Below are 15,017 nucleotides of genomic sequence, written 5' to 3'. Positions count from 1 at the left end.
AGTTGACGCGTATTGTCCGGGTATTGCTGCTGCAGGTAAAACAGGAGGAGCATTCATGATTCGATTGGTGTTGCTGTTATTGGGCGTTGAATATCTACGCAAGCGCTGGCGCAGTATCCTGCTGATCGGATTGATATGGCTGCTCGCAGGCCTGGTCATCTTTATTGACGCGCTCGACAATGCGATGTACTTCCCGATCAATTTTTTTGCTTACCTGTTCCTGGTCGAAGGTCTGGCAACGCTGGCTGTGGCATGGACTGGCGTCGGCGGACAGCGCATCTTGCGCTACGTGAAAGGCTGCGCCGTGGTGCTGGCGGCGATGCTGATCTTCGCCGGTCACCACCATGGCAATTTCCTGTTATCGATGATTTTTGGAACGCTTTTTCTCGCCGACGGACTGATACAGTGCGTCTCTGCCTACATGGTCCGCTATCGGCGCTGGCGCGTGGCGTTTTCCTGGGGCCTGGCCGAGATTGCGCTGGCAATCTTCTTTTATCAGCCATATCCGACGCATTATGTTGGAACACTACCGTATTGCCTGGGCCTGTTTCTGATGTTTGGCGGCGCCAATTTGATGGGGCTGGCAACCCGTGTTCGTCGCATGAGCGGTAATCCGGCCCTGTCGGAATCGGCGCATTCCGCAGTCCAGCCGGATGAACACCTTGCTTCTGCATATACCCAAGTGGAGTGGGACGGTCCTCCAGCGGAGCATGAACAGGCGCTGACGGTGCATGTCTGGACGCCTGCCGGTTCAGCCAGGTCGCCGACCCAACATTATCCGATTGTCGATCGCTATATCGCCGCAGTCGATGTCAACGGCGTGATCTCTACCGGGCATGCGGCATTGGAATCGCCTGAAGGTATTTATATCAGCCTCTATCCGCGCACAGAGATCGACCGTTCGCCGGACGATTTCGGGCGCCTGCTGCGCGCCACCCGGGAGAATGACGTGCCGGGCGTATTCCAGCCGGATTATGCGACAGAATCCAAGGCATGGTGCCCGTCCACCGTTCAGGTCCGTATCCGGAATTACGACCCGCGCCAGCTGCAGGCTTTCTGGCGACAGTATCGCTGCGACGAGACTTACAATCTCACGCATCGTAATTGTTCCAGTACTGTTGCCCGGGCATTGGAGGCGGCGATCGACGGCGCCGTTGGCCGCCTGTATGGGGATCGCGCAGGCTGGAGAGTGTTTTTCCGCATCCTGGCGACGCCGGAGTTGTGGGTAGCCGCCCAGATCCGCAAGCGTGCCGTGACGATGGCGTGGACGCCCGGGTTGACGCTCGATTATTCCAGGGCGCTCAGCATGCTGGCCGATCCGCGTCCATTCGCCTGGTGGAAATTGGCGAGGGCCGCCTTCAACAGGATGGCGCAATTGCGCCGCGAATGGCGTGCCCAGGACCATGGCGCCATCGATCTGCGCGAGAATGCTGGTGAAGACGCCATGCGTGACAAGCGCGCGTAGTTCGCCGTCGTTGCATTGAAATAGACGGATCTAGACGACTGGTCTAATTGTGCTACAATGCCCCGCATGAAAGCTGAATACACCGACGTGCGCCAGCACATTATCGACCAGGGCAAGGCCATCATCACGCGCAAGGGTTTTGCCGGCGTGGGGCTGAACGAGATTTTATCGGCCGCCGACGTGCCCAAGGGTTCGTTCTACCATTACTTCAAGTCCAAGGAATTGTTTGGTGTAGCGATGCTGGAAGACTACGTAACGCGCTACCTGGACGAAATGGAGCGCGTGCTGGGCCAGCCCGGCCGGAACGCGGCGCAGTCGCTGATGGCGTATTGGGCCAGCTGGACCAGCGACAGCCTCGATGGCAGCGGCTGCGACTGCCGTTGCCTGGTGGTCAAGCTCAGCAGCGAAGTGGCGGACATGTCGGAACCGATGCGCGTGGCGCTGCTTGGCGGCACCGACCGCATCATCGCCAGGCTGGCCCTGGCCATCGCGCGGGGCAGGGTGGACGATACGCTGCCATCGGTGGCCGACCCGGCGCAGATGGCCGCCACCTTGTACCAGCTGTGGCTGGGCGCGGCCATGCTGACCAAGCTGCGGCGCGACGCCAGCGCCTTGCAAACGGCCTGGCGGGCGACCCTGGCCATGCTGCAGCTGCCGCCGGATCAATAAGGGCGCCAGGTACGCGGATGACAGACGTCCGCGTTTTTTTGAACAGCATTCTAGACGACCAGTCTAATAATAAAGGGGCAGCATGAAGAATTTTGAATTCCACAACCCGACCCGTATCGTCTTCGGTCTTGATACCGTCATCAAATTGTCCACGCTGGTGCCGCACGATGCGCGCGTGCTGATCTTGTACGGCGGCGCCAGCGCGGAAAAGACGGGCACCCTGGCCGAAGTGCGCACTGCTCTTGCGCTGGGCCAGCGCACGGTGCAGGAGTTTGGCGGAATCGAACCCAATCCCAGCTATGAAACCCTGATGCGCGCCGTGGCACAGGTGCGCAGCGAGAAGCTGGACTTCCTGCTGGCCGTCGGCGGCGGCTCCGTGATCGACGGCACCAAGTTCGTCGCCGCGGCCGCCCTGTACGACGGCGAGCCGTGGGAAATCGCCGAGCGCGGCGGCGCCAACGTGCAGCGCGCCCTGCCGTTCGGCACGGTGCTGACCTTGCCGGCCACCGGGTCGGAAATGAACAGCGGCGGCGTGGTGACGAAAAAAGCCACGCATGCCAAGCTGAGTTTTCGCAACCCGCTGCTGTACCCGCAGTTTTCCGTGCTCGACCCCGGCAAAACGTTTACCTTGCCGGCCACGCAGGTAGCCAATGGCCTGGTCGACGCCTTTGTCCATACCACGGAGCAGTATTTGACCTATCCGGTGCAGGCGAAGGTGCAGGACCGCTTTGCCGAAGGCTTGCTGCAGACCCTGGTCGAGATCGCACCGCAGGCGATCGCCTCGCCCGACGATTACGCCACGCGCGCCAACCTGATGTGGACGGCAACCCTGGCCCTGAATGGCCTGATCGGCGCCGGCGTGCCGCAGGACTGGGCCACCCACATGATCGGCCACGAACTGACGGCCCTGTACGACATCGACCATGCGCGCACCCTGGCCCTGGTGCTGCCCGCACTGCTGGACGTGCAGCGCGAGCAGAAACGCGGCAAATTGCTGCAATATGGCGAACGTGTCTGGAACATCACGCAGGGCAGCGACGACGAGCGCATCGCCGCCGCCATCGCCCGCACCCGCGCCTTCTTTGAAGGGCTGGGCATTCCGACCCGTTTGTCGGCCTATCAGCTGGGCCAGGAAGCGGTGGAAGCGGTTTTGACGCAACTGGAAGCACATGGCATGACCTCCCTCGGCGAACACCGCGATATCGACCTCGCGCGTAGCCGCCGTATTCTCGAAGCAGCACTGTAACCCTGACATAAAAGGAAACAACATGAACATCCTGATGGTACTGACCTCGCACGATCAACTGGGCGACACGGGCAAGAAAACCGGCTTCTGGCTGGAAGAATTCGCCGCGCCCTACTATGCCTTGCAGGAAGCGGGCGCGCAGCTGACGGTCGTTTCGCCCAACGGCGGCCAGCCGCCGCTGGACCCGAAAAGCGACGAGCCCGATTCGCAAACGGACGCCACGCGCCGCTTCAAGCAGGACGCCGCTGCGCAAGCCGTGCTGGCCAACACGGGCAAGCTGGCCGACGTGAAGGCGGCCGACTTCGACGCCGTGTTCTATCCGGGCGGCCATGGCCCGCTGTGGGACCTGGCCGAAGACCCGCACTCGATCGCGCTGATCGAGCAGATGATCGCCGCCGGCAAGCCCGTCGCCGCCGTCTGCCACGCGCCTGGCGTGCTGCGCCACGTGAAGGCGGCCGACGGCTCGCCGCTGGTGCGCGGCAAGCAGGTGACGGGCTTTACGAATACCGAGGAAGACGCCGTCGGCTTGACGGCCATCGTGCCTTTCCTCGTCGAGGACATGCTCAGGCAAAACGGCGGCGTTTACTCGAAGCTGGGCGACTGGCAGCCGTACGCCGTCACCGATGGCTTGCTGGTCACGGGCCAGAACCCGGCCTCGTCGGAAGCGGCCGCCCAGGCGCTGCTCAAGCTGCTGGCTTGATGCGCCGGTAGGACGGCCGGCCGCCGGGCGTCATCCACCGGTGCGTCCGGCGGCCATGCCCGCCAGGATCAGGCCGACGGACGCATGCCAGGCCGTCTCGCTGGCGGGCCTGCCCGCCAGCGCATAGCCGTGCAGGAAATCGACGAGTGCATCGCGCCCGCGCAAGCGGGTTTTTTTATCCAGATCGAGGGCCTCCACGGCCAGTTCGAACAGCGCCGTAAAGCGCTCTGCCACATCGGCTTGCGTCACGAGTCCGCGCGCCATCAGGCGCACGAAATACGGTGTGGCGCTGACCAGTTCCAGGTACAGCGCGCACAGCGCGAGCAGGCGGCGCTGCGGCCCCTGGCGTTGCGTAAACGGCGGCTGGCGCGGATCGAGCGCGGCAAAACGCTGCGCCATCAGGGCCAGTAATAATTCCTCTTTTCCCGCGTAATAGTGATACAGGGCCATGGCATCGACGCCCAGCCGCTGCGCCAGCGCGCGCATGGAAAACGCTTCGCCTTGCTCTTCCAGCAGGGCCAAGGCCGCTTGCAGGATGGCGGTGCTGTCCAGCGCGGGCGCCACGCGGCGCGGCCGTCCGGCACGGCGCACGGGAGATTCCAGGTCTTGAAGTTTTTGGGTTTGCATGGGCATAATTCTACACCGTAGAATTAATTGAAGGAACATCCATGAAAAAGCCTGTTGTCAGCGTATTTCTCGGCATCAGCATCGACGGCTGCATCGCCGGAGAAAACGGCGACCTGTCCTGGCTGGCCGAGCTGGCGCCCGACTCGCCCGACGCCACCGGCTACACGGCCTTGATGGAGCAGGTCGATACCTTGCTGATCGGCCGCACCACGTATGACGCCGTGCTGGGATTCGAGCCGTGGCCGTATGCGGGCAAGCGCGTGGTGGTATTGAGCCACCGCGACTTCGCGCCGCGCCATGGCGAGCAGCGCCGCGAGGGCAGTGTGCGTGAAGTACTGGAGGGGCTGGCCGAAGACGGCTGCCGCCACGTGTATCTCGACGGCGGCGCCGTCATCCGCGCCGGCTTGCGCGAGGGCGTCGTCGACAGCCTGACCTTGTCCGTGCTGCCCGTGGTGCTGGGCAAGGGCGTGCGCCTGTTCGAGGATTGCTTGCCGCGCAGCCACTGGCGCCTGGACCACACGCGCCAGCTGCCCAGCGGCGTGGCGCAGCTGCGCTATCTGAAAAATTAAACCGTGCCGGCGAGGTCGACGATAAAGCCGGAATCGTAGCGATCGTTTTCCGGCGTGCCATCGGGCCGCTTGTAGCCGCAGGGGTTGCAGACGACGCGGCAGCCTTGCACGCGGTAGTCGAGCGAGGCGTGCATGTGGCCATGCACCCACAGGTCGGCCTGGGCTACCAGCTCGTCCAGCTGCGAGGCGAAGGCGGGCGAACCCAGGTTCGTCGCGTATTGCTCTTCCACCGACAGCATCGACGGCGCCATGTGCGTGATGACGACCGTCTTGCCATCGAACGGTTGCGCCAACTGCCGTTCCAGCCAGGAGCGGTGCTGCGCGTGCAGCTGCGCCGTGTCGCTGGCGCATAGCAGGCGCGGCGTGCCGCCGCCCGTGCTGATGCGCTTGTAGTCGGGCATGTAGGCTTGCGCCGCGTTGAGCGCTTCTTCACGGCGCTCCGCGCCGAAGAGTAAAAAATCCGTCCACAGCGTGACGCCGAGGAAGCGTACGCCGCCGAGTTCCACGGCGTCGCCGTCGAGCAGGCGGATGTTGGCGCCGTGCGCATTGGCGCTGGCGCAGGCGTCGCGCACGGCGTCCTGCATCTGTTCGAGCTGGTGGCCATACCCCTCGTGATTGCCATGCACGTACAGCACGGGCAGGGCGCCGAAGGTGCGCGCGGCCCAGGCGATGGCGTTGCTGCCCGTGTCGATGTCGCCGGCCAGGATCACCGCGTCGGGGCGGCTGGCAGCAAGGTCGATGGCGGGCGTGTCTTCACCCCAGACTTCCAGGTGCAGGTCGGACAGGATCAGCAAACGCATGGCAATAAGGCGACTAGGCGCGCGGCAGTCTATGGGCCTCTATCGTAGCGCAAGTCGCTGCGTCCGTCTGCTTGACCGCACGGGGGAGCGACGTTACCCTGTGGTATTGATTCATACCGCCTATTTTCCTGGAGCCGCATGCCGCCTTTTTTCCTTCCCAAGTCCCTGCTCGGCATCGCGCTGGCCGCCCTGGCGCTGCCATTTTCCGCGCATGCCGCCACGCCCGCCATCGACCCCCTGACGCAGCCGATCGCCTCGCCCTATGCGGCGCAGTGGAACCGCCCGCAGCAGCCGGCGCGCATCCACGGCGACACATATTACGTGGGCGTGGGCGGCTTGAGCGTGGTGCTGATCGACACGCGCGAAGGCTTGATCCTGATCGATGGCGCGCTGCCGCAATCGGTGGCCGCCATCAAGGAACATATCCTCGAGTTGGGCTTTCGCCTGGAAGACATCAAGTTCATCCTGAATACGGAAGCGCATTTCGACCATTCGGGCGGCATCGCCGCCCTGGCCCGCGACAGCGGCGCGCAGGTGGTCGCCAGCCCGCTCGGTGCGCAGGCGCTGCGCGCGGGTTCGGTACTCGCCACGGATCCGCAAGCGGGCGAAATCGACCCCATGCCGGCCGTGGAAAACGTGCGCGAAATCGCCGATGGCGAAACCCTGCAACTGGGCGACGTGACCATCACGGCGCGCTACACGCCTGGCCATACGCCGGGCAGCACCAGCTGGACCTGGGTCTCGTGCGAGGATGCCGAGCGTCAGGAATGCCTGAACGTGGTGTTCGGCGCCAGCCTCACGCCGGTGGCGGCCGACGATTTTCACTACCTGGGCGATGAACGCCATGGGGACCTGACGCCGGCCTTCCGCCGCGTCATGCAGGACTTTGCCAAACTGCCGTGCGACATTTTGATCTCGGCCCACCCGGACCACTCGGGCGGCGACCTGAAACTGACGCAATTGCTCGAAGGCGTCACGCCGAATCCTTTCATCGATGCGCAGGCGTGCCGCAATTACGCGGCCAAAAATGAAGTCAAGCTCGATGCCCGCATCGCGAAGGAAAAAGCGGCTGCGACAAAATAACAACGTTGGCGTCTTCGCCATGAAAAGCGGTTGACGCACTGCAGCATAAGGTGCAGAATCATCGTCCGCAGTTCAGCGCAGTTCAGATTAACCAGACAAAAGAAAGGAAACCCATGTTCGAGCAGGCTGGCAGCAAGTTGTACTACCACTAGCCCCGTGCATGACGCTCGGGGCCATCGGCACATTGCCGATCCCGAGCCGGTGTCCTGCAAAACCCCGGTGAGGAAACTCGCCGGGGTTTTTTTCTTTTAGACGACCCCGGCATAACGACAATACCAAGGAAGACGTTATGCCCATTCATCAGACACTGCACGGCGCCCATGTGCCCGTGCATATCTTTACCGACGATATCGACGCGCAGGCGCTGCGCCAGCTGCACAATATTGCCTGCCTGCCCATCGTCCATCCGCATGTGGCGGCCATGCCAGACGTGCATGCCGGCATCGGCGCCACCGTCGGCAGCGTGATTCCCACGCGCGCTGCCATCATCCCGGCCGCCGTTGGCGTCGATATCGGCTGCGGCATGAACGCCGTGCGCACGACCCTGACGGCCAGCGACCTGCCCGATAACCTGGCGCGCCTGCGCAGCGCCATCGAAGCCGAAGTGCCCATCGGCTTCGCACAACATGAATGGAGCCGCGTGCAAGGCTCGCGCCAGGCGCGCGCCGTGCGGCCGCTCGGCGACCGCCTGGCGCACATCGTTGAGCGCCACCGGGGCATCGCCAAGATGCTGCGCCAGTTCGAGCGCACGTGGATTTGCCAGGCCGGCACCCTGGGGGGCGGCAATCACTTCATTGAAATCTGCCTCGACGAGGAGCAGCGGGTGTGGATCATGCTGCATTCGGGTTCGCGCGGCATCGGCAACGTGATCGGCCGTTACTTTATCTCCGCCGCGCAGAAGGACATGCGGCGCCACCAGCTGCAGCTGCCGGACGCGGACCTGGCTTACCTGAGCGAGGGCTCCACGGTATTTGACGACTATGTGGAAGCGGTGGATTGGGCGCAGGATTACGCGCTGCTCAACCGCAGCGAAATGATGCGCCGCGTGCTCGACGTGCTGGCGAAGTTTGCTCCGCCGTTCCGGCTCGACGGGGAAGCCATCAACTGCCACCACAACTACATCGCGCGCGAAACGCATGGCAATGAGGATTTATATGTGACGCGCAAGGGCGCCATTTCGGCGCGGCAGGGCGAGCTGGGCATCATCCCCGGCAGCATGGGCGCGCGCAGCTTCATTGTGCGCGGCAAGGGCAAGCCGGAATCGTTCTGTTCCTGCTCGCACGGGGCGGGGCGCAGCATGAGCCGCAGCGAGGCGAAGCGCCGCTTCAACCGCTTCGACCTGGCCGAGCAGACGGCCGGCATCGAGTGCCGCAAGGATGGCGGCGTGATCGACGAGATCCCCGCCGCCTATAAAAATATCGACGCCGTCATGGCGCATCAGAGCGACCTGGTGGAAGTGGTGCATACCTTGCGCCAGGTCGTCTGCATCAAGGGCTGAAAGGAGTGGCCATGAAGATCAAAGTGAAAATCCCGCCCAAGCCGCGCAACCCGCTGGTGGCGGCCGCCAAACTGCGCGGCGGCGCCGGCGCGCATCAGTCGGAAGCGTCGCCGCGCGCGGCGCGCCGGGCCGGCAAGCACCGGCTGCAGCAACTGCTGGCGGGACGCCTGAAGCCCGAGGAGTAGCGCGCTGGATTAACGCAACGGCAGTTCGACGATGAAGTTCGGGTTGAACTGGGGATTTTGCGGCGTGCCGCTGCGCGTCTTGTAGCCGCAGGGGTTGGCTACGACGCGGCACGGGCCGATGCGGTAATCGCGCGAGACGTGAATATGGCCATGCACCCACAGGTCCGCCTGCGCGGCCAGATCGTCCAGGCGCGAGGCATAGGCAGGCGAGCAGCCCTCGCTGCCGTAGGCGTCGTCGACCGAGCGCAGCGACGGCGCCATGTGGCTGATGACCACCGTGCGGCCGTCGAAGGGCTGCGCCAGTTCGCGCGCCAGCCAGGCTTTTTGCTGCGCGTGGAACATCGCCGTGTCGGCCGCGCGCAGCTTGCGAAAGCCCATGTTGGCCAGGCGGATGCGCTTGTAGTCGTTCATGACGGCTTCCGCGTCGCGCATGGCCGCTTGCCGCGTGTCGTCGCCCAGCAGGCGGAAATCCGTCCACAGGGTGGCGCCCAGGAAGCGCACCTTGCTGCCTGCCGGGTCGGTGAAGACGTGGGTATCGGCGTCGAGAAAATGCACGTTCGGCGTGGCGGTGCAGGCCGCGCGCAGCTCCTGGCGCACCTTGTCGAGGTGGTTGCCATAGCCTTCGTGGTTGCCATGCACGTACAGCACGGGCAGGCCCGCAAACGCGGTGGCGGCCCAGGCGACGGCGCGCGCGCCCGTGTCGATGTCGCCGGCCAGGATCACGGCGTCGGGACGGCTGAGCGCGAGGTTGCCCTGCGGCGCTTCGTCGCGCCATAGCTCATGGTGCAGGTCCGACAGAATCAATAAACGCATGCGGTATCCAGGCGATTCGGGAGTACGCCATCGTACCTGAAAACCGTCACTCCTCCTCCAGCGCGGCGAAGCTGTGCGCCAGGTAGTCGATCAGCGCGCGCACGGCCGGCAGCAGGCCGCGCCGCGACGGGAAGACGGCGTGGATGATTTCGCGCTGCGGCCGCCATTGTCCCATCAGCGGCAGCAGGCTGCCGTTGGCCACCTGTTCGGTGATCATCATGGTCGGCAGCTGCACCACGCCCACGCCGGCCACGGCCGCGTCGCGCAGGGTCAGCATGTCGCCCGTGACGAAGCGCGGCACGTGGCGCAGCTGGGCGCGCGCGCCATCGGGGCCATATAAATCCCACTGGTAGTGCTGCTGCGGCATGCCCAGGGCCAGGCTGGGCCAGTCCGCCAGGTCGGCCGGGGCTGTCGGCAGCGGCGCGTCGCCGAACAGCAGCGGGCTGCCCACCATGCACTGGCTGCGTTCGGCCAGCACGCGCAGCACCAGGTCGCTGTCGGGCAGCGGCGGCGGGCGCACGCGGATGGCCACGTCGATGCCCTCGGCCACCAGGTCGACGCGGCGGTTGCTCGCTTCGAGCAGCAGGGTCACTTGCGGATGGTCGCGCATGAAACCGGCCAGCATGGGGCCCACCAGCGCATGCAGCAGGGCGATGGGGCAGGACAGGCGCACCGTGCCGCGCGGCGCGGCCCGCGTCAGTTCGATCGCTTCCTGCGCCGCCTCCGCTTCCACCAGCATCGCCTTGCAATGCTCGTAAAACGTCTGCCCCACATCGGTGACGGAAAAATGCCGCGTCGTGCGCTGCAGCAGGCGCGCGCCCAGGCGCTCTTCGAGCAGCGCGATGCGCCGGCTCAATTTGGACTTCGGCATGCCCAGCGCGCGCCCGGCCGGGGCGAAGCCGCCATGGTCGACCACCTGCACAAAGTAATACAAGTCATTCAGGTCCTGCATGTCGCCTCCTTGATCGTTCTATTTTTGGAACGCTGATGGCCTATTTTACCGTCTACCGGCTTCATCGTTGCAAGCGTATTCTGTTTCCATCGTAATGCAAACCAACAGGAGATCGAGATGAACACAGTCACAGGTATCTACAGCGCACCGCGCCAGCACTGGGTCGGCGACGGTTTTCCCGTGCGCTCGATGTTTTCGTACAGCGGCCATGGCAAGCAACTGAGCCCCTTCCTGCTGCTCGACTATGCCGGCCCCGCCGAATTCGCGCCCGGCACGCGTCCGCCCGGCGTCGGCTCGCACCCGCACCGCGGTTTCGAGACGGTGACCATCGTCTACAAGGGCGAAGTGGCGCACCGCGATTCGACGGGCCAGGGCGGCGTGATCGGCCCCGGCGACGTGCAATGGATGACGGCCGGCGCCGGCATCCTGCATGAAGAGTTTCACTCGCCTGCCTTCACGCGGTCGGGCGGCACGCTGGAAATGGTGCAGCTGTGGGTGAACCTGCCGGCGAAAAACAAGATGACGGCGCCCGGCTACCAGGCCATCACCAGCGACACGATTCCCGCGGTGGCGCTGCCCGACGGCGCCGGTTCCGTGCGCGTGATCGCCGGCGACTTCGACGGCCGGCATGGCCCTGCCAGCACGTTCTCGCCGATGCAGGTGTGGGATGTGCGCCTGGCCCAGGGCAAGCTGACGGAGCTGCCGGTGCACGCCGGCTGGAGCACGGCGCTGATCGTTTTGCATGGCACGGTGCTGGTCAATGGCGAGAGCGTGGTGCGCGAAGCGCAGATGGCGCTGTTCGGGCGCGACGGCGACAGCATCACCGTCGAGGCGAACAGCGACGCCGTGGTGCTGCTGCTGAGCGGCGAGCCGATCGACGAGCCCATCGTCGGCCATGGCCCCTTCGTCATGAACAGCGAAGCGGAAATCGCGCAGGCGTTTGAGGATTTCAACAGCGGCCGCTTCGCCCGCATCGCGACATAGTTTGTGTCATTAATTTGTGCAGTACCCATGCCGCATCCCGCGGCATGGTTTTTCAGGAGACCACCATGAGCACCCCCGCCAACTTCCAAGGTTTGCCACCGATGATCGATCCCGACGACGCCGTCATGCTGCTGATCGACCACCAGAGCGGCTTGTTCCAGCTGGTGCGCGACATCGAGCAGCACGTGCTGCGCGGCCACGTCACGGCGCTGGCCAAGCTGTCGCGCCTGGCCAATATGCCGACCTTTACCACCGCTTCCGTGCCCGACGGCCCGAACGGCCCCTTGATCCCGGAGATCCACCATTTCAACCCGGACGCCGTCTACATCCCGCGCACGGGGCAGATCAACGCCTGGGACAACCCGGCCTGGGTCGAGGCCATCGAAAAGACGGGCCGCAAGACCCTGCTGATCGCCGGCACGCTCACCAGCGTATGCATGGCCTTCCCCACCATCAGCGCGCTGGCGGCCGGCTACAAGGTGTTTGCCATCATCGATGCCTCGGGCAACTGGTCGAAGATGGCCACCGACATCACCATGGCGCGCGTCACGCAGGCGGGCGCCGTGCCGATCGACACGTATGCCGTGCTGGCTGAAGTGATGAGTACCTGGAACCGCGCCGATGCGATGGATTTCGCCGCCATCATGACGGACCACATCGTGCCGCCGTACCGCGCGCTGATCGAGAGCTACGACAAGGCGCAGGGCGTGCAAAAGAATGGCCGCGAGACCAAGCTGGAAATCCTCGAGGCGGCCAGCAAGGGCTGATCGCCTTACGGCGCGTCGTAGCGGGCGCGTATCGCCGCCAGCACGCCGCGCTGCTCCAGGCGCGTGATGGCGGCGTTCAGGCGCGCCAGATCGGCCGTGCTGGTGCTGCGCGCATTGAGCATCAGGTGCACGGGCGCGCGCAGGGCGAGGAAGGGCAGGGCGGTCAAGGCGACGCCCTGCAGGCGCGCTTCGTGGCGCACGGCCAGCACGTCGCCCAGCAACAGGTCGGCGCGGCCCGCGTCGAGCATGAGGATGCCTTGCCGGAAGCTGCCGAAGGTATTCAGGCGGCCGTCTTTTTCCAGCGCCGGACGGGCCGCGGCGTACTGCGCGCCATACCAGCCCACCTTGGGCGCGAGCAGGGTGGCCTTGCCGCGCGCCAGCTGGCCGAAGCTGCCGACATGGCGCTGCGCGGCGGGCGTGCCGGCCTTGCCGAAGACGCCGACGGCTTCATCGCGGTACGAGATGGAGAAGCGGGCGTAGGACTGGCGTTCCGGCGTTTCGGACGCGGCCAGCATCAGGTCCAGTCCGCCTGTCTGGAACAGCAGCTGGCGCCGCGCCGTGGGCAGTTCCGGCAAGGTGACCAGGGTGCAGTGCGCTTCCTTGAAGATGGCCTGCAGCAATTCCAGGTCCAGACCCGTATAGCTGCCTTGGGCGTCGCGATACAGGTACGGCGGCCATTGCTCGAGCGCCATTGTCATGCGGCAGGCCTGGGCGGGCAGGGCCGATACGCCGAGCACTGCCGCAAACAGGAGATGGCGCATGCGCATACGGGTGCTTCCATAGAGTTTCAACTTGATATTCAATTTGCCAGAATGGCCAGGGAAGTCAAGCATGGCATCCACTTTTCCCTATACGGAGGACTTAAAGGGACCCGACACAAGGGCTCTGCGCAAGATGCATCGGCCGGTGACAGCATTTTCTCTTTTAAAATATCTATTTGATAATATTAAAAAACAGTGGTTTAATTGTTTAGTTGCTAATTTTGGCAACTGCCACTTTGAGGAATCTATGGCACATCAATTGTCCGCTCTGGCTGCCGTTCTGGCTTTTTCCCTCTCATCCAGTGCATTTGCTGGTACCACGATAGGAACGCAAGGTTTTACGATTAAGGATACTTGGGGCGAGGGCCTCAGGTTGATCTCCGATAGCAACAATGTCGCCAAGTTCGACCTGACAAATATCGCCGGACTCAACTATTCGTTAACGGATACGAATCCTTGGTCGGCTGGCAATGGGACACTCGATTTTTTCGATGTCAGCGCGCGCGATGGCTATCGCGTGATCAGCGTTGAGTATAGCGGCGTGATCAGCGGCGAATTGATACCGGCACCTGATTACCCCGACAGTTGGCCTTATTCGTATTGGGGGGGCACCGCGACAAACAATTCGCAGGCATATTTTGGTACCTACGCCGAAGACACCGACCTGGCCAATAATTCGCAAAAAGTATTAACTTTCACAGATCTTAATGGCACTGTGCCGTTTTCCCTGAAAAATAGTACGCAGCAGCTGCCGCAAACGTTTAAGATTTGGCTTGAGGTCTATGCTTGGGTTTCGGGGACGCCAGGTGGCGGACAATGGTTTCCGGGAGAGGGAGATGACGGCTACTATTCCTGGATGACACCATCGACTGCCAAGCTGGGCATTCTCAATCCCGTTCTGACGCTCACCTATGCCCCGCTCTCGGCCGTACCGGAACCGTCCACGTACGCGATGTTGCTGGCCGGCCTGGCTTTATGTGGCATCGTGCGTCGTCGTCGGGCAGGCTGATACTGCATCGCGTGATGCGGGGGAGCAAATCGGCTATAGTGGCGCGGTGCCACCACTGCCCCGCAAAGGAAATCCGCTTGACTCCCCCGCTCGAGATCGCCGCCAATGTTTTGATGACTGCCTCCATCATCCTGGCTGGACGCAATAATATCCATTCCTGGTGGATCGGCATGGTCGGCTGCGTGCTGTTCGCCGTACTGTTTTTCCAGGTCAACCTGTACGCCGACGTGATGCTGCAGCTGTTTTTCATCGTCACCTGCGTCATCGGCTGGCTGCAATGGCGGCGCGGCGCCGGCGGCAAGCCCTTGCCGATCACGCGCACGGGCCGGCGCATTCTGGCCTGGGTGGTGCCGGCCGGTATCGCCTCCGTGGCGATCTACGGCATGCTGCTGCACCGCTTCACGAATGCCTACGCGCCCTTCATCGATTCGGCCGTGCTGGTGTTCAGCATCATCGCGCAATTTTTGCTGATGAGCCGGCGCATCGAAACCTGGGCCTTCTGGCTGCTGGTCAACACTGTGGCCGTGCCGCTCTACTACAGCCGCGGTCTGCACCTGACGGCCGTTCTGTATGCGGCCTACTGGGTCAATGCCGTCATTTCCTGGTACTGGTGGAGCGTGCAGGCGCGCCGCGCGGCGGCCGCGCCGCAGGCGATGGCCGACGCCTGATATTGCCAAATACCAAGTCCTTAGATTCAAATCGTATATACAATCAATTTTTAATTCGTTCACGCCATAAAGACGCCGGGATATAGTGGCCTTTCCCCGCTTACCGGTGTCTTTTATGTTGCGCATTAGTCCTTCTCCCTGTTTTTATGCCGTCCGGCACCAGCTGACCATGCAATGCATGGCGCAGTGGATGCCGGTGCGTGCCCGGCCACGCATCCCCT

General features: G+C 63.6%; 16 protein-coding genes and 1 pseudogene. 12 read left to right on the top strand and 5 right to left on the bottom strand.

All coding sequences use genetic code 11. The features are described from left to right. The first annotated feature begins 55 nt into the window (after positions 1 to 55). The 4 genes from AC1RBA_RS11720 (at position 56) to AC1RBA_RS11705 (ending at position 4,080) form a co-directional block, all read left to right on the top strand. Positions 56 to 1,465 carry an HdeD family acid-resistance protein gene (locus AC1RBA_RS11720; RefSeq protein ID WP_492418319.1) on the top strand — a complete coding sequence of 470 codons (1,410 nt, stop codon included), beginning with the start codon at positions 56 to 58 and terminating at the stop codon, positions 1,463 to 1,465. 66 nt (positions 1,466 to 1,531) lie between these two features. Continuing rightward, positions 1,532 to 2,134, top strand: coding sequence for a TetR/AcrR family transcriptional regulator (locus tag AC1RBA_RS11715; protein WP_070221625.1), 603 nt, complete (start codon positions 1,532 to 1,534; stop codon positions 2,132 to 2,134). A gap of 82 nt (positions 2,135 to 2,216) precedes the next feature. Beyond that, positions 2,217 to 3,380 (top strand): iron-containing alcohol dehydrogenase, encoded by a 1,164-nt coding sequence (locus AC1RBA_RS11710; RefSeq protein WP_492418317.1) that lies wholly within the window; start codon positions 2,217 to 2,219, stop codon positions 3,378 to 3,380. A 22-nt stretch (positions 3,381 to 3,402) separates the two neighbouring features. Then, positions 3,403 to 4,080 carry a type 1 glutamine amidotransferase domain-containing protein gene (locus tag AC1RBA_RS11705; protein WP_492418315.1) on the top strand — a complete coding sequence of 226 codons (678 nt, stop codon included), beginning with the start codon at positions 3,403 to 3,405 and terminating at the stop codon, positions 4,078 to 4,080. Between the two features lie 30 nt (positions 4,081 to 4,110). On the opposite strand, the gene AC1RBA_RS11700 is transcribed toward AC1RBA_RS11705, so the two are convergent. After that, a complete protein-coding gene (locus tag AC1RBA_RS11700) occupies positions 4,111 to 4,707 on the bottom strand; it encodes a TetR/AcrR family transcriptional regulator (RefSeq protein ID WP_492418314.1) in 597 nt (198 codons plus the stop codon). Positions 4,708 to 4,748: 41 nt separating this feature from the next. On the opposite strand from AC1RBA_RS11700, the gene AC1RBA_RS11695 reads away from it, so the two are divergent. Then, positions 4,749 to 5,276 (top strand): dihydrofolate reductase family protein, encoded by a 528-nt coding sequence (locus AC1RBA_RS11695; protein WP_492418313.1) that lies wholly within the window; start codon positions 4,749 to 4,751, stop codon positions 5,274 to 5,276. Here AC1RBA_RS11695 and AC1RBA_RS11690 read toward each other — a convergent pair. Beyond that, positions 5,273 to 6,076: a metallophosphoesterase family protein gene (locus AC1RBA_RS11690; RefSeq protein ID WP_492418311.1), complete on the bottom strand. Its 804-nt coding sequence runs from the start codon at positions 6,074 to 6,076 to the stop codon at positions 5,273 to 5,275. The two genes, AC1RBA_RS11695 and AC1RBA_RS11690, sit on opposite strands and share 4 nt — an antisense overlap. A 138-nt stretch (positions 6,077 to 6,214) precedes the next feature. On the opposite strand from AC1RBA_RS11690, the gene bla reads away from it, so the two are divergent. From bla to AC1RBA_RS11675, 3 genes are all read left to right on the top strand, one after another. Next, a complete protein-coding gene (gene bla / locus AC1RBA_RS11685) occupies positions 6,215 to 7,159 on the top strand; it encodes a subclass B3 metallo-beta-lactamase (protein ID WP_492418309.1) in 945 nt (314 codons plus the stop codon). 289 nt (positions 7,160 to 7,448) lie between these two features. Beyond that, a complete protein-coding gene (locus tag AC1RBA_RS11680) occupies positions 7,449 to 8,657 on the top strand; it encodes an RtcB family protein (protein ID WP_492418307.1) in 1,209 nt (402 codons plus the stop codon). An 11-nt stretch (positions 8,658 to 8,668) separates the two neighbouring features. Beyond that, on the top strand, positions 8,669 to 8,842 hold the full coding sequence (locus AC1RBA_RS11675) for a hypothetical protein (RefSeq protein ID WP_227742091.1): 174 nt from the start codon (positions 8,669 to 8,671) through the stop codon (positions 8,840 to 8,842). Between the two features lie 9 nt (positions 8,843 to 8,851). On the opposite strand, the gene AC1RBA_RS11670 is transcribed toward AC1RBA_RS11675, so the two are convergent. Together AC1RBA_RS11670 and AC1RBA_RS11665 are read right to left on the bottom strand one after the other, a co-directional pair. Further along, on the bottom strand, positions 8,852 to 9,655 hold the full coding sequence (locus tag AC1RBA_RS11670; RefSeq protein ID WP_492418305.1) for a metallophosphoesterase: 804 nt from the start codon (positions 9,653 to 9,655) through the stop codon (positions 8,852 to 8,854). Positions 9,656 to 9,701: 46 nt separating this feature from the next. Then, complete coding sequence (locus AC1RBA_RS11665) at positions 9,702 to 10,607, bottom strand: LysR family transcriptional regulator (protein WP_492418303.1); 906 nt, start codon at positions 10,605 to 10,607, stop codon at positions 9,702 to 9,704. Between the two features lie 117 nt (positions 10,608 to 10,724). On the opposite strand from AC1RBA_RS11665, the gene AC1RBA_RS11660 reads away from it, so the two are divergent. Beyond that, positions 10,725 to 11,591: a pirin family protein gene (locus tag AC1RBA_RS11660; protein WP_492418301.1), complete on the top strand. Its 867-nt coding sequence runs from the start codon at positions 10,725 to 10,727 to the stop codon at positions 11,589 to 11,591. A 65-nt stretch (positions 11,592 to 11,656) separates the two neighbouring features. Further along, entirely contained in the window at positions 11,657 to 12,358 is a 702-nt protein-coding gene (locus AC1RBA_RS11655) for an isochorismatase family protein (protein ID WP_217494254.1), read from the top strand. A 5-nt stretch (positions 12,359 to 12,363) separates the two neighbouring features. Here AC1RBA_RS11655 and AC1RBA_RS11650 read toward each other — a convergent pair whose 3' ends face one another. Continuing rightward, on the bottom strand, positions 12,364 to 13,119 hold the full coding sequence (locus AC1RBA_RS11650; protein ID WP_227742092.1) for a substrate-binding periplasmic protein: 756 nt from the start codon (positions 13,117 to 13,119) through the stop codon (positions 12,364 to 12,366). A 919-nt stretch (positions 13,120 to 14,038) separates the two neighbouring features. Here AC1RBA_RS11650 and AC1RBA_RS11645 point away from each other — a divergent pair. Continuing rightward, positions 14,039 to 14,128 (top strand): annotated as a pseudogene (locus tag AC1RBA_RS11645) (PEP-CTERM sorting domain-containing protein); the annotation flags it as partial. Positions 14,129 to 14,205: 77 nt separating this feature from the next. Continuing rightward, a complete protein-coding gene (pnuC, locus tag AC1RBA_RS11640; protein WP_083287966.1) occupies positions 14,206 to 14,796 on the top strand; it encodes a nicotinamide riboside transporter PnuC in 591 nt (196 codons plus the stop codon). The last annotated feature ends 221 nt before the right edge of the window (positions 14,797 to 15,017 follow it).

Source organism: Janthinobacterium sp. GW823-FHT03B06, assembly GCF_058796955.1.
This window is presented reverse-complemented; position numbering and strand designations above follow the sequence as displayed.

Bases quoted from the DNA above. Each gene is read 5' to 3' on its own strand.
- AC1RBA_RS11720 (WP_492418319.1), top strand. From the start codon at position 56: ATGATTCGATTGGTGTTGCTGTTATTGGGCGTTGAATATCTACGCAAG.
- AC1RBA_RS11715 (WP_070221625.1), top strand. From the start codon at position 1,532: ATGAAAGCTGAATACACCGACGTGCGCCAGCACATTATCGACCAGGGC.
- AC1RBA_RS11710 (WP_492418317.1), top strand. From the start codon at position 2,217: ATGAAGAATTTTGAATTCCACAACCCGACCCGTATCGTCTTCGGTCTT.
- AC1RBA_RS11705 (WP_492418315.1), top strand. From the start codon at position 3,403: ATGAACATCCTGATGGTACTGACCTCGCACGATCAACTGGGCGACACG.
- AC1RBA_RS11700 (WP_492418314.1), bottom strand. From the start codon at position 4,707: ATGCAAACCCAAAAACTTCAAGACCTGGAATCTCCCGTGCGCCGTGCC.
- AC1RBA_RS11695 (WP_492418313.1), top strand. From the start codon at position 4,749: ATGAAAAAGCCTGTTGTCAGCGTATTTCTCGGCATCAGCATCGACGGC.
- AC1RBA_RS11690 (WP_492418311.1), bottom strand. From the start codon at position 6,076: ATGCGTTTGCTGATCCTGTCCGACCTGCACCTGGAAGTCTGGGGTGAA.
- bla (WP_492418309.1), top strand. From the start codon at position 6,215: ATGCCGCCTTTTTTCCTTCCCAAGTCCCTGCTCGGCATCGCGCTGGCC.
- AC1RBA_RS11680 (WP_492418307.1), top strand. From the start codon at position 7,449: ATGCCCATTCATCAGACACTGCACGGCGCCCATGTGCCCGTGCATATC.
- AC1RBA_RS11675 (WP_227742091.1), top strand. From the start codon at position 8,669: ATGAAGATCAAAGTGAAAATCCCGCCCAAGCCGCGCAACCCGCTGGTG.
- AC1RBA_RS11670 (WP_492418305.1), bottom strand. From the start codon at position 9,655: ATGCGTTTATTGATTCTGTCGGACCTGCACCATGAGCTATGGCGCGAC.
- AC1RBA_RS11665 (WP_492418303.1), bottom strand. From the start codon at position 10,607: ATGCAGGACCTGAATGACTTGTATTACTTTGTGCAGGTGGTCGACCAT.
- AC1RBA_RS11660 (WP_492418301.1), top strand. From the start codon at position 10,725: ATGAACACAGTCACAGGTATCTACAGCGCACCGCGCCAGCACTGGGTC.
- AC1RBA_RS11655 (WP_217494254.1), top strand. From the start codon at position 11,657: ATGAGCACCCCCGCCAACTTCCAAGGTTTGCCACCGATGATCGATCCC.
- AC1RBA_RS11650 (WP_227742092.1), bottom strand. From the start codon at position 13,119: ATGCGCCATCTCCTGTTTGCGGCAGTGCTCGGCGTATCGGCCCTGCCC.